Genomic DNA, 12,629 nt, shown 5'->3' on the forward strand with positions numbered 1-12,629 from the left:
CTGTTCCATATTGACGCGACGCCAGAACCTATGTTTCATGGCGTCAACGATTTCACTGAAGCCTGCTGTATCGGAGGTTCGATTGACGAACGCGCACCCAGAGAACGGGACGATGTCGCTCGACGTCATCACCATTGGCCGCTCGTCGGTTGACCTCTATGGCCAGCAGATCGGCACGCGACTGGAAGATGTTGGCAGCTTTGCCAAATCGGTTGGCGGGTGCCCCACCAATATCTCTGTCGGCACCGCTCGCCTCGGTCTCAAGTCCGCTTTGATCACCCGCGTGGGCAATGAGCAGATGGGCCGGTTCATCCGCGAGCAGCTGGTGCGTGAAGGCGTTGAAACCAAGGGTATCGTCACCGATCCGGAGCGCCTGACCGCGCTGGTGCTGCTCGCTGTTGAAAACGAGCATTCCTTCCCGCTGATTTTCTATCGCGACAACTGCGCCGACGGGGCGCTCAACGAAGACGACATCGACGAATCCTTCATTCGCACGGCGCGCTCGGTGCTGGTCACCGGCACCCACTTTGCCAAGCCCCATACCGACGCCGCCCAGCGCAAGGCGATGCGCATTGCGCGCGCCAATGGCGCCAAGGTCATTCTCGATATCGATTACCGCCCCAACCTGTGGGGCCTCGCCGGCCATGATGCCGGCGACAGCCGTTACATCGCTTCGGACACCGTCTCAGCCCACATGAAGACCGTGCTTGCCGATTGCGACCTCATTGTCGGCACCGAGGAGGAGGTTCTGATTGCCTCCGGCGAGTCCGACCTGCTCTCCGCGCTCAAGACGATCCGGTCCTTGTCCCCCGGGACCATCGTCTTGAAGCGCGGCCCCATGGGCTGCATCGTCTATGACGGCGCCATTCCCGATGATCTGGAACAGGGCATCGTTGGCAAGGGCTTCCCCATCGAGGTCTATAACGTGCTGGGCGCGGGCGACGCCTTTCTGAGCGGGTTCCTGCGCGGCTGGCTGCGCGGCGAGCCCCACGCCACCAGCGCCACCTGGGCCAATGCCTGCGGTGCGTTCGCCGTGTCCCGCCTGCTCTGCGCACCCGAAATCCCCACCTGGGTCGAGCTGCAGTATTTCCTCGAGCATGGCAGCAAGGAACGCGCCCTGCGCAAGGACGCTGCGATCAACCACATTCACTGGGCCACCACGCGCCGCCGCGAAATCCCAAGCCTGATGGCGCTGGCGATCGATCATCGCCTACAGCTCGAAGAGATGGCCGCGGGCGATCAATCCAAGCTCGACCGCCTGCCCGCCTTCAAGGCACTGGCGGTGAAAGCCGCCGTACAGATCGCCAAGGGCCGCGACGGCTTCGGCATGCTGCTTGACGACAAGTATGGCCGCGACGGCCTCTATGCGGCAGGGGCGGAAAACCTCTGGATCGGCAAGCCCATCGAGTTGCCCGGCTCGCGTCCGCTGCAGTTCGAGTTCAGCCAGGATCTCGGCTCGCGCCTGATCGATTGGCCCGTGGACCACTGCATCAAGGTGCTGTGCTTTATCCACGCCGATGACCCCGACGAGTTGCGGCACCAACAGATCGCCAAGCTCAAGTCTGCCTTTGAGGCTGCGCGCAAGGTGGGCCGCGAACTTTTGATCGAGCTGATCGCCAGCAAGCAAGGCCCGCTGGGCGACAATACGCTCGCAAGCCTCATCACCGAGATTTACAACGAGGGCGTCATGCCCGACTGGTGGAAACTGGAATCCCAGCCGACCCCGGCCGCCTGGGCCGCCATTGATGCGGTGATCGAGGCGCGCGACCCGCTGTGCCGTGGCGTCGTGCTGCTGGGCCTTGAGGCACCACAGGCCGAGCTGGAGCAGGGATTCGCCATCGCCCAGACGTCGCGCACGGTCCGTGGCTTTGCGGTGGGGCGCACCATCTTCGCCCCTGCCGCCAAGCAATGGCTGGCGGGCGAGATCAGCGATGAACAAGCCGTGCAGGACATGGCGCGCCGCTTCGGCGCACTGGTTGAAGTGTGGGAACGGTTGCGGGCTCAACAAGCCGCCTAGCGCAGCCCCCTCACCACCACCGTCTCACCATGATAAACATATGCAGGCGCGCAGCCCGCAGGCGACGAGGAACAAGGCACTATGAGCCAGAAAACAATCCGATTGACGATGGCACAGGCCGTAGCCCGGTTCCTGACCGTGCAGAAGACCGTGATTGATGGCGAGACGGTGCCGATCTTTGGCGGCGTCTTCGCCATTTTTGGCCATGGCAATGTGGCCGGTGTCGGAGAGGCGCTTTACGGCATCAAGGATACGCTGCCGACCTATCGGGCGCAGAACGAGCAGGGCATGGCCAATGCCGCCATCGCCTATGCCAAGGCCAGTTTCCGTCGCCGCTTCATGGCCTGTACCAGCTCCATCGGCCCCGGCGCGCTCAATATGGTGACCGCCGCTGCGCTGGCGCATGTGAACCGCATTCCGATCCTGCTGCTGCCCGGCGACGTGTTCGCCAATCGCCTGCCCGACCCAGTTCTGCAGCAGGTGGAAGACTGGGGCGACGGCACGGTTTCGGCCAATGACTGCTTCAAGCCCGTCAGCCGCTATTTCGACCGCATCACCCGCCCCGAGCAGATCATCCCTGCCCTGCGCCGCGCGATGCAGGTGCTCACCGACCCGGCCGAATGTGGCCCGGTGACGCTGAGCCTGTGCCAGGACGTTCAGGCGGAAGCCTATGATTATCCCGAAAGCTTCTTTGAGGAGAAGGTCTGGAACATTCGCCGCGTCATGCCCGATGGCGACGAGTTCGCATCGGCGGCCGCTGCCCTGTTGCAGGCCAAAAAGCCAGTGATCATTGCCGGTGGTGGCGTTCTCTATTCGCAGGCGAGCCAGTCGCTGCGCAGCTTTGCCGAGCGCTATGGCGTGCCCGTAATGGAGACGCAGGCGGGCAAATCCAGCCTGCCGCATGATCATCCGCTCAATATGGGTTCGGTTGGCGTTACCGGTTCGTCCGCATCCAACACCCTGGCCGAAGAGGCCGACGTGGTGCTGGCCGTGGGCACGCGCCTGCAGGATTTCACCACCGGTTCGTGGGCGCTGTTCCAGAACGAAGACCTCAAGATCATCGGCCTCAATGTGCAGCCCTTTGATGCGCACAAGCATCGCGCGCTGCCGCTGGTGGCCGACGCCAAGGTGGGCCTCGACGCCCTCAGCCAGGCGCTGACCGGCTGGCAGGCTGACCCGGAATGGACTGATAAGGCCGAGGCCGGCAAGGACGAGTGGCTGACCGCCGCTGACAAGGCCACCGCCACCACCAATGCCGAACTGCCCTCCGATGCGCAGGTCATCGGCGCGGTGCAGCGCGCGCGTGAGAACGCAGTCGTTGTCTGCGCTGCGGGCGGCCTGCCCGGCGAATTGCACAAGCTGTGGAAGGCCCGAGGCCCCGGCAGCTACCACATGGAATACGGCTTCTCGACCATGGGCTACGAAATCGCGGGCGGCCTCGGCGTCAAGCTGGCGCGGCCTGAGGACGATGTGATCGTCATGGTCGGCGATGGCAGCTACATGATGCTGAACTCGGAGATCGCCAGCTCGATCATGCTGGGCGCCAAGCTCACTATCGTGCTGCTCGACAATGCAGGTTACGGCTGCATCAACCGGCTGCAGATGGCCACTGGCGGCGCCAACTTCAACAATCTGTTGAAGGACACCCACCATGTCACTCTGCCCGGAATCGATTTTGCCGCGCACGCCGCCTCGATGGGCGCCATCTCGCGCAAGGTCGGCTCCATCGCCGAACTCGAAACCGCCCTGCACGAAACCGAAAGCAATGACCGCACCACGGTCATCGTCATCGACACCGACCCGCTGATCACCACCGATGAAGGTGGCCACTGGTGGGACGTGGCCGTGCCCGAGGTCAGCGATCGCCCTGAAGTGAACGCGGCCCGCGAAGGCTATGTGAAAGCGCTCAAGGCGCAGCGGGTGGGGTAGCCGAATTCACACATAGAGAGCGCGGCTCCCCCACCCTGCTCTCGCATCCCTCCCCACAAGGGGGAGGGAAAGATGGAGCCGCAGCCACAGAGCCGTCGGTTCCAGCGTCTCCCTCCCCCTTGTGGGGAGGGATCAAGGGTGGGGGTTCTACCGATGTCAGCAATTCTGGAGCCATAAATTGAAAGCCAAACTCGGTATGTCGCCCATCGCGTGGTGGAACGATGATCTGGTGGAGCTCAGCGATGATGTGTCGCTGGAGGAATGCCTGCGGCAGTCGCGTTCGGCGGGCTTTACCGGCATGGAAAAGGGGCGCCGCTTCCCCGACGATCCTGCGGTGATGCTGCCCATCTTGCGCGCGGCTGACGTCACCCTCTGCGGTGGCTGGTTCTCCGGCACGCTGGTCAATGAGGAACTTGCGGCCAACAAGGACCGCATTGCGCCGATGATCGAGCTGTTCAAGGCGGTCGATGCGCCCTGCATCGTCTATGGCGAAGTGGGCCGCTCCATTCAGGGCGACCGCAGCAAGCCGCTGGCGACCAAGGCCAAGCTGTCCGCCGACGAAATGAAGGCCTATGCCCGCACGCTGACCGAATTTGGCGAGTGGTGCGCCGAGCAGGGCATGCCCCTCTCCTATCATCACCACATGGCAGCAGTCGTGGAGACTGAGGCCGAACTCGACGCCTTCATGGCCGCTTCGGGCCCAGGCATTCCGCTGTTGTTCGACGCAGGGCACATGGCCTTTGCCGGGGGCGATGTCTTGCGTGTCATAGACAATCACCACGCCCGCATCAGCCATGTTCACGTCAAGGATGTGCGCATGAACGTGATCAACGGCCTCGACCGCACCAGGCAGAGCTTCCTCGATGCGGTGGCGTTGGGTGCGTTCACCGTGCCGGGCGATGGCTCGCTGGACTTCGGCGCCATCGTGCAGAAATTTGCCGATTATGGCTATGAGGGCTGGTTTGTCGTGGAGGCCGAGCAGGACCCGACCATCAACACGCCGCTCAAGATGGCCCAGGTGGGTCACAAGGAGCTGATGCGCGTCATGACGGCTGCCGGGTATACGGTCGAAACGCAAGGTTTCCCCAAGGGGTGATCCCAAGGCGGTCACTGTGCTAGAGCATGCAGCAACACTTGGCTCGCAGGCAGGAAATCACCCGATGGCACTGAAACAAAACGATCTCAACTGGTTCCGCCCGCTGTGGCGGCGCGTCGCCGTCACGGGTTTCCTTGCGGTGTGGACCGCCTGGGAATTCCTTTGGACCAAGGACCAGTTCTGGGGCCTGCTCGTCGCCGCAGCGCTGGCTTACTCGCTCTATAACTTCTTCTACGCCTTCCCCAAGGAGGAACCAGCCAATGTCGAACCAACCGAACCTGCGCGTCCGACCGAAGGGGAAGACGGGCCTCGTTCATGATGTGACCCCGGCCAGCGCCGGGTGGACCTATGTCGGGTTCGCCCTGCACAAGCTGGCCGCTGGCACTGTTACTGGCGGCGAATCCGGCGCGCAGGAACTGTGCCTGGTGCTGGTCAGCGGCAAGGCGCGGATTTCCGTCAATGGCGAGGACTTCGGCGAAATCGGCGAGCGCATGAGCCCGTTTGAGGGCGCGCCCTGGGCAGTCTACGTGCCCGCCGGCAGCGATTGGGCCGCCGACGCGACAACCGATCTGGAACTGGCCGTCTGTGCCGCCCCCGGCGGTGGAAATCATCAGGCGCAGGTGATCCCTCCCGGCCGCCACCAGCGCATCACGCGCGGCAAGGGCGCCAATGTCCGGCATGTCTACAACATCATGCCCGAAGACGACGGCGCGGCCCATTCCCTGCTCGTGGTCGAAGTGATCACCCCCCAGGGCAACACCTCGTCCTATCCCCCGCACAAGCACGATCAGGACAACCTGCCCCACGAAAGCCTGCTCGAAGAAACCTACTTCCACCGCCTCAATCCACCGCAAGGCTTCGCCATGCAGCGCGTCTACACCGATGATCGCAGCCTCGATGAGGCGCTGGTAATCGAGGATGGCGACGTGACGCTGGTGCCGAAGGGCTATCACCCCGTGGCCACCACGGCGGGCTACGACCTGTATTATCTCAACGTCATGGCCGGCCCGAAGCGCGCATGGAAATTCCACAACGCGGTGGAGCACGAGTGGCTATTGAAGTAGGGCGATAGCTCCGCCGCCACCGCTCGTCACCCTCGGGCTTGACCCGAGGGCTCTCCACTTCCCGTACGCAAGGAAAACACCCTCGGGTCAAGCCCGAGGGTGACGCTCTGTGGGGTGGGCAAGCTTAGCTGGTCGCCGATCCCTCCCCACAATCGCTTCCCGCGGACTTGATCCGCGGGTCTCTGTCAGCGCGTGCTGTGATGGAAATGGCCCACGGATCAAGTCCGTGGGCAGCGCCGCTGGGTGGGATAGATCTGGCGCGGACAGCCCGCGCCTGAAATAGGCGAACTAGCCCAGCCCGCCCGTAATCTCGCTCACCTTCACCGCCCGGCCTTCCTTGACCGATTTCAGCGCCGCTTCCGCCAGCGCCAGTGCAATCAGCCCGTCCAGGCCGCTTGGATTGGCCGGAGATTTTGATTCAACGGCGTCGATGAAGCTGCTGATTTCGCGGGCATAAGCGTCGAGATAGCGCGTCATGAAGAAGTCGTGGAGCGGTGGACGAGTGTAGCCGGAGGCGTTGGCAACTTCGATGGAGACCGGGCGCTGGTTCTCGGCCGAGACCGAGCCCTTGGACCCGTGCACTTCGATGCGCTGGTCGTAGCCATAGGTGGCGCGGCGCGAGTTGGAGATAGTGGCGTGCTTGCCGCTGGCGGTGGAGAGCATGACCGAGGCGCTGTCATAGTCGCCGGCAGCGCCGATGGCGGGATCGACAAGTACGGAGGCCTGCGCCGTCACGGTGTCGATCTCTTCGCCCAGCAGATAGCGGGCCATGTCAAAATCGTGGATGGTCATGTCGCGGAAGATGCCGCCCGAGCGCTTGATGTATTCCACGGGTGGCGCGCCGGGGTCGCGCGAGATGATGGTGACCATTTCTACGGCACCAATTTCGCCCTTGGTGATGACATCCTTGACCGCCTGAAAGTGCGGATCAAAGCGGCGGTTAAAGCCGACCATCAGTGTGCCGCTTTCGGCGTCGACGACCTTGAGGCAGGCCTTGACGCGCTCGACATCGAGATCAATCGGCTTTTCGCAGAACACGGCCTTACCGGCGCGCACAAACTGCTCGATCAGGTCGGCATGTGTATCGGTGGGGGTGCAGATGACGACGGCGTCGATATCGGCCGAGGCGAGGATCTGCTCGATGGAGCGGACTTCGCAGGCGTACTGCTTGGCCAGATCTGACGCAGCCTGCGCGACGGCATCGGCCACGGCGATCAGTTGAGCCTGGGAGTTGGACGAAACGGCCTTGGCGTGCACTTTGCCAATGCGGCCGGCACCAAGAAGACCAAAGCGAACAGTCATGAGTAGTCTCCAAAAAGGAAGCCGGGCACAATGCCCGGCCGGAATTCATGTGCAACGGTCAGCGATCAAACCGTTCCGCCCAGAGAGGTGCTGAGCACGGCCAGTTCTTCCCCGCCCGCCATCATGTCCTGCAATTGCTCGGCGTTCAATTCACCTCTGCTGGCGGTCCCCAGTGTGCGGCCACGATTGAGCACCGTAAAGCGATCACCGACCGCCAGAGCGTGGCGCACATTGTGGGTGATGAACACGACGCCAATGCCGGACTTGCGCACGCGGTCGATGGTCGCCAGCACATTGGCCGTCTGGCGCACGCCCAGCGCCGAGGTCGGCTCGTCGAGGATCAGCACCTTGGCGCCAAAATAGACGGCTCGGGCAATGGCGACTGTCTGGCGTTCGCCACCGGACAGCGTGCCCACAGCCTGATCGGGCTCGCGCAGCTTGATGCCCATGCGGCGCATCTCTTCCATGGTGACGCGGCTGGCCATGTCCATGTCGAGAAAACGGAACGGGCCCCATTGCTTGCGCGGCTCCTGACCCATCCAAAAGTTGCGGGTCACCGACATTAGCGGGATCATCGCGAGATCCTGATAGACGGTGGCGACACCGGCCTCCATGGCGTCGCGGGGGCTGTCAAACACCACCGGCTGGCCGCCGATGCGGATGGTGCCCTCGGTGGGCTTATGCACGCCCGCCATGGTCTTGATGAAGGTGGATTTGCCCGCGCCGTTGTCACCCAGCAGGCAATGGCACTCGCCGGGCAGCACCGAGAGCGACACGCCATTGAGCGCGATCACGGGGCCGAACTGTTTCTTGATGTCGACGAGTTCGATCAGTGGAGTATCGGCCATCTCAACGCTCCCCGGTGATGAGGCGACGGATATAGGTGTTGAGGATCACCGCCAGCAGCAGGATGACACCCAGGAACACCCGGAACAGCGAGGATTCCACCCCGGCAAAGAACAGCCCTTGCTGCACCACGCCAAAGATCAGGGCACCCAGCGCCGCACCGATGACCGAGCCATAACCGCCCGTCAGCAGAGCACCGCCGATAACCACGGAGATGATGGCCTCGAATTCCTTGAGCAGACCGCGATCGGCCGCGGCGGAGCCGAACTCCATCACTTGGCAGGTGGCGAACACCGTGGCGCAGAAGGCGGTGAACACGAACATGGTGATCTTGACGAGATTGACCGGCACGCCGACATAGCGCGCCGCACGGGCATCGCCGCCAACGGCGTAGATCCAGTTGCCAAAGCGGGTGCGGGTCAACAGAACGTGGGCAAAGATGATCAGCGCCAACGCCCAGATCATTAGCATGGGAATGCCATCGACGACGGGCTGGCCTGCACGCGCACCGTTCTTGAAGGTGGCGATCCAGCCGATATCGGCCAGCCAGGTGAACACAAAGCCAAACACCTTGCCGCCGAACAACGGCGCCAGCCAATCGCCTTGCGCCGCTTCGCGCACGCCGCCGACGATGGTCTGGCGAGTGGTGGAGATCGCGAGGTAAATGGTCAAACCGCGCAGGATGTACAAAGAAGCGAGCGTCACGATGAAGGATGGCAGGCCGGTCTTGACGACCAGATAGCCGTTCAGCGCGCCGATCAACATGGCGACAGCAAAGGCAGCGAGAATGGCGGCCCACATCGGCCAGCCCAGATGCACGCTCAATAGGGCAATCACGATACCGGCAAAGCCGATCATCGACCCGACGGAGAGATCGAACTCACCGGCGATCATCAATAGGCAGGCGCCCACGGCGATAATGGCGAACTGAGCGGAAACGACGCCCCAGTTCATCACGCCATCGGCGGCGAACATGCCCGTGCCACCGGCAACAACTGCAAAATATGCGAAGACAATAACCGTGCCGGCCATGGCGCCGAGCTCCGGGCGCATGAAGGCGCGCCGCAGGCTGGATTGGCGTTGGACACGTTCGTCGCCTGACGGCAGACCTGTCTGCTCGCTCATCGGGAACACCTCAAATTATGAAAAGCTGCCCTGCCCGCCTGTAGCGCAGGGTAAAGTGGGGCCGCGCCAGGCGCGACCCCAGTCGTTCTAGCGGTACTGACCCGCGTACTTCTCAACCAGTTCGATATTGTCCTTGGTGATGAAGCCTGGGCCCGAGTTGATCGAGTTGCCGGGCACCACGCCGTAACGCACGTAGTTGGTCAGGATCACGACTGGCAGATAACCCTGCAGGAAGGGCTGCTGGTCGATGGCGAAGTTGATCGTGCCTGCCTTGATTGCCGTGGCAATGCCGGGGGAAAGATCGAAAGTGCCAAAGAAGATCGAGCCGGCCTGCCCATTGGCATCGAGTGCCGCAATGGTCGGTTCAGCCGAGTTTGGGCCAAGCGTCAGGATGCCATTGGTGTCAGGGTTGGTCTGAAGATAAGCCGCGACCTTGGACTGGATTTCCGAGGGGTCGATACCGGAGTCGATCATCTGGCTGCCCAGTTCGACGCCGAGCGCGTCAGCAAAGCCCTGGCAGCGTTCAACCGAAGCCGGATTGGTAATGTAGTGGTTCACACAGAGGAAGCTGGTGACCCCAGCGGCTTTGGCACGTTCACCGGCACCGTGGCCAGCGTCATACTCTGGCTGACCAACATGCAGCAGCGCGCCAAGTTCCTTGGATTGCTCGATGGTGCCCGAATTGATGGTGATGACAGGAATGCCACGAGCGACCGCATCCTCAAGCGGTCCCTTCAAAACGTCGAAGTCAGCGATGGTGGCAATGATGCCATCGGCATTGGATGCGGCGGCCTGCTCGATGATGCGAGCCATATCGGCGAGATCGCCGGTCGGTGGATTACGGTATTCGACGGTGACGTCCATCTGCTCGCCTGCCAGGGCGATGGCGTTTTTGATGGTGTTCCACCAGCTGTCGGAATCCGGCGCATGGGACACCAGAACAAAACGTTCGCCCTCGGCCATAGTGGGCAGCGCGGTCGCTACCGACAGGCCAGCTGCCAGAACGGCGAGCGACAACGTCTTCATTGTAAGCTTCATTCATTCCTCCCTGAGTTGGAGAATGGCGATGCGGAACAAAAAAACCACTTACGCCTACCAACGAAACAAACATTCCATTTCTGATTTCAAAGGTCAAGTGTCGATGTTTGCTGGAGTATTTGCCGTTTTGAGCAACAAAAAGTGCAACCGTGTACACGGTTGCACTCCAAATTTCGCAGCAAATAGAACGGTTGTTTAGTTTTCGCGAGCGCGTTCGAGAATACGCTTGCACTCCAGCAACTCGCGCAGGACATTTGACAGCTTGTCACGCGATTCAGCATCAAGCGCCGCATTTGCCGTCATCACGGCCTCTTCGATTTCCGCCTCATCGCCGGCCGCTTCGGCCATTTCGATCATCGGCAGGATATCTTCCAGCGGCTTGCCCTCGCCCACGGCGATGACATAGCGACTGCCCTGATCCTTGAGGATGCGCTGGACGCCCTTGATGGTGAAGCCCTGATCATAGAGCAAGTGGCGGATGCCACGCAGCAGCAACACATCTTCAGGGCGATAGTAGCGACGACCACCGCCGCGCTTCAGCGGCTTGATGGTCGAAAAACGGGTCTCCCAAAAGCGCAGGACATGCTGGGGCAGGTCCAGTTCTTCGGCAGCTTCAGAGATGGTACGGAAGGCGTCGGGCGACTTGTCCACTCTGCTCAGACTCGCGGGAAAGCTTTATTTTCCAGCATTTACCATAGATTTGTTGATCTTCGATTTCAACACGTTGCTCGGTTTGAACACAAGAACTTGGCGGGGAAGGATCGGAACCTCCTCGCCGGTCTTGGGATTCCGGCCGATACGCTCATTTTTGGAGCGCACCTGAAACGAGCCAAAGGATGAAAGCTTGACGTTCGCGCCGGTGATCAGCGCATCCCCGATCAACTCGAGGACCCGTTCCACCAGCTCAGCTGATTCCGTTCGAGACAGGCCTACGGATCCATAGACAGCCTCAGCCAGATCAGCGCGCGTTACCGTCTTCTGCGTCATTCGTACCCTCGTATTGCCGACAGGTCCAAATCCCCGCGTCGGGACGACTTTCGGTCGCGTCCCAGACCGTGTTGCTCTCTGCGCGGCCCTTATGCAGGGTCGCCATATAGCGCGGGAATAGTCCCTTGTTCAGCGCAAACCGGCCGTCACAACCCCTCGTCAGGACAGTCTTTGCGCCGGGTTCCTCAGCCCCCCATGGGACACTAATGCCTTGAAAGGCTTAACGTCAATGCGTGGGGCGGAGTTACCAGCGAATGAGCGACGCGCCCCAGGTGAAGCCGCCGCCCATGGCTTCGAGCATCACCAGATCGCCCTGCTTGATGCGGCCATCGGCCACCGCAGCGCTCAATGCCAGTGGCACGGAGGCGGCAGAGGTGTTGGCATGCAGGGCAACGGTCATCACCACCTTTTCAGGTGGCAGGCCCAACTTGGCCCCTGCCCCTTCGATGATGCGCTTGTTTGCCTGATGCGGCACGAACCAGTCGAGGTCCTCGACGGTGTAGCCGGTCTTTTCCAGCGTCGCGTAGACCACGTCGGTGATCTTGCCGACAGCGTGGCGGAACACTTCAGGGCCGCGCATATGGACATGGCCAGTGGTGCCGGTGGTGGATGGTCCACCGTCGACATAGAGCTTATCCCAATGGTGCCCGTCCGAACGCAGCGCCGTGGCGAGAACCCCCTGCTCTGGCGCGTCGTCGGCCAGCTCGACCCGTTCCATGATCACAGCGCCCGCGCCATCGCCGAACAGCACGCAGGTGGTGCGATCGGTCCAGTCGAGCAGACGCGAGAAGGTTTCGGCGCCAATGACCAGCGCACGCGTGCCAAGGCCGTTCTTGAGGTAGCTGTCGGCCGTCGCAACGGCGTAGACGAAGCCCGAGCACACAGCCTGGATGTCAAACGCCATGCCGTGATGCATGCCCAGCTTCATCTGCACGAGCGTCGCTACAGACGGGAAGGTGTAATCGGGCGTCGTGGTGGCGACGATGATCAGATCAATGTCGTCCGGCGTCAGGCCAGAGGCCTCGAGCGCCTTTTTGGCAGCCGCCACAGCCAGATCGGAGGTGAACTCACCTTCGGCAGCGATATGGCGCTCTTTGATGCCCACACGCTCCTGGATCCACTCATCCGATGTGTCGACCGTTTTGGCCAACTCGGCATTGGTGACAATTTTCTCAGGAAGATAGCCGCCGACACCGCGGATGATGGAACGCGTCTTGGTCACGCC

12 protein-coding genes are annotated in these 12,629 nt (G+C 62.0%); 5 read left to right on the forward strand and 7 right to left on the reverse strand.

Annotated features, from left to right (window positions below; all coding sequences use genetic code 11):
• Positions 1-112: 112 nt before the first annotated feature.
• From WH87_RS05445 to iolB, 5 genes are all read left to right on the forward strand, one after another.
• Positions 113-2,017: a bifunctional 5-dehydro-2-deoxygluconokinase/5-dehydro-2-deoxyphosphogluconate aldolase gene (locus WH87_RS05445; RefSeq protein WP_046138169.1), complete on the forward strand. Its 1,905-nt coding sequence runs from the start codon at positions 113-115 to the stop codon at positions 2,015-2,017.
• 81 nt (positions 2,018-2,098) lie between these two features.
• The gene (gene iolD, locus WH87_RS05450) at positions 2,099-3,946 is read left to right on the forward strand and encodes a 3D-(3,5/4)-trihydroxycyclohexane-1,2-dione acylhydrolase (decyclizing) (protein WP_046138168.1); all 1,848 of its coding nucleotides are present in this window, start codon (positions 2,099-2,101) and stop codon (positions 3,944-3,946) included.
• 178 nt (positions 3,947-4,124) lie between these two features.
• The gene (gene iolE / locus WH87_RS05455; RefSeq protein ID WP_046138167.1) at positions 4,125-5,042 is read left to right on the forward strand and encodes a myo-inosose-2 dehydratase; all 918 of its coding nucleotides are present in this window, start codon (positions 4,125-4,127) and stop codon (positions 5,040-5,042) included.
• A gap of 64 nt (positions 5,043-5,106) precedes the next feature.
• Positions 5,107-5,361: a hypothetical protein gene (locus WH87_RS05460; RefSeq protein WP_046138166.1), complete on the forward strand. Its 255-nt coding sequence runs from the start codon at positions 5,107-5,109 to the stop codon at positions 5,359-5,361.
• Positions 5,303-6,106, forward strand: a complete 804-nt coding sequence (gene iolB / locus WH87_RS05465; protein ID WP_046138165.1) for a 5-deoxy-glucuronate isomerase — start codon at positions 5,303-5,305, stop codon at positions 6,104-6,106. Before WH87_RS05460 ends, iolB begins: the two co-directional genes overlap by 59 nt.
• A 288-nt stretch (positions 6,107-6,394) precedes the next feature.
• Here the strand turns inward: iolB and iolG are convergent, their stop codons facing one another.
• From iolG to WH87_RS05500, 7 genes are all read right to left on the reverse strand, one after another.
• Complete coding sequence (gene iolG, locus WH87_RS05470) at positions 6,395-7,408, reverse strand: inositol 2-dehydrogenase (RefSeq protein WP_046138164.1); 1,014 nt, start codon at positions 7,406-7,408, stop codon at positions 6,395-6,397.
• Between the two features lie 65 nt (positions 7,409-7,473).
• Positions 7,474-8,256 carry an ATP-binding cassette domain-containing protein gene (locus WH87_RS05475; RefSeq protein ID WP_046138163.1) on the reverse strand — a complete coding sequence of 261 codons (783 nt, stop codon included), beginning with the start codon at positions 8,254-8,256 and terminating at the stop codon, positions 7,474-7,476.
• Between the two features lies 1 nt (position 8,257).
• Positions 8,258-9,379, reverse strand: a complete 1,122-nt coding sequence (locus WH87_RS05480) for an ABC transporter permease (RefSeq protein WP_046138162.1) — start codon at positions 9,377-9,379, stop codon at positions 8,258-8,260.
• A gap of 87 nt (positions 9,380-9,466) precedes the next feature.
• A complete protein-coding gene (locus WH87_RS05485; RefSeq protein WP_046138161.1) occupies positions 9,467-10,417 on the reverse strand; it encodes a sugar ABC transporter substrate-binding protein in 951 nt (316 codons plus the stop codon).
• A 195-nt stretch (positions 10,418-10,612) separates the two neighbouring features.
• A complete protein-coding gene (locus WH87_RS05490) occupies positions 10,613-11,068 on the reverse strand; it encodes a MerR family transcriptional regulator (RefSeq protein ID WP_046138160.1) in 456 nt (151 codons plus the stop codon).
• 24 nt (positions 11,069-11,092) lie between these two features.
• Positions 11,093-11,404: an integration host factor subunit alpha gene (locus tag WH87_RS05495; RefSeq protein WP_046138159.1), complete on the reverse strand. Its 312-nt coding sequence runs from the start codon at positions 11,402-11,404 to the stop codon at positions 11,093-11,095.
• 244 nt (positions 11,405-11,648) lie between these two features.
• Positions 11,649-12,626, reverse strand: coding sequence for a beta-ketoacyl-ACP synthase III (locus WH87_RS05500; protein WP_046138158.1), 978 nt, complete (start codon positions 12,624-12,626; stop codon positions 11,649-11,651).
• Between the last annotated feature and the right edge of the window lie 3 nt (positions 12,627-12,629).

It is taken from the genome of Devosia epidermidihirudinis, from assembly GCF_000971295.1.
GTDB lineage: Bacteria > Pseudomonadota > Alphaproteobacteria > Rhizobiales > Devosiaceae > Devosia > Devosia epidermidihirudinis.

Excerpts from the sequence above, each read along its gene's own strand:
- WH87_RS05460 (WP_046138166.1), top strand. The coding sequence starts at position 5,107 with ATGGCACTGAAACAAAACGATCTCAACTGGTTCCGCCCGCTGTGGCGG.
- WH87_RS05495 (WP_046138159.1), bottom strand. The coding sequence starts at position 11,404 with ATGACGCAGAAGACGGTAACGCGCGCTGATCTGGCTGAGGCTGTCTAT.
- iolG (WP_046138164.1), bottom strand. The coding sequence starts at position 7,408 with ATGACTGTTCGCTTTGGTCTTCTTGGTGCCGGCCGCATTGGCAAAGTG.
- iolB (WP_046138165.1), top strand. The coding sequence starts at position 5,303 with ATGTCGAACCAACCGAACCTGCGCGTCCGACCGAAGGGGAAGACGGGC.
- WH87_RS05480 (WP_046138162.1), bottom strand. The coding sequence starts at position 9,379 with ATGAGCGAGCAGACAGGTCTGCCGTCAGGCGACGAACGTGTCCAACGC.
- WH87_RS05475 (WP_046138163.1), bottom strand. The coding sequence starts at position 8,256 with ATGGCCGATACTCCACTGATCGAACTCGTCGACATCAAGAAACAGTTC.
- iolD (WP_046138168.1), top strand. The coding sequence starts at position 2,099 with ATGAGCCAGAAAACAATCCGATTGACGATGGCACAGGCCGTAGCCCGG.
- WH87_RS05445 (WP_046138169.1), top strand. The coding sequence starts at position 113 with ATGTCGCTCGACGTCATCACCATTGGCCGCTCGTCGGTTGACCTCTAT.
- WH87_RS05485 (WP_046138161.1), bottom strand. The coding sequence starts at position 10,417 with ATGAAGCTTACAATGAAGACGTTGTCGCTCGCCGTTCTGGCAGCTGGC.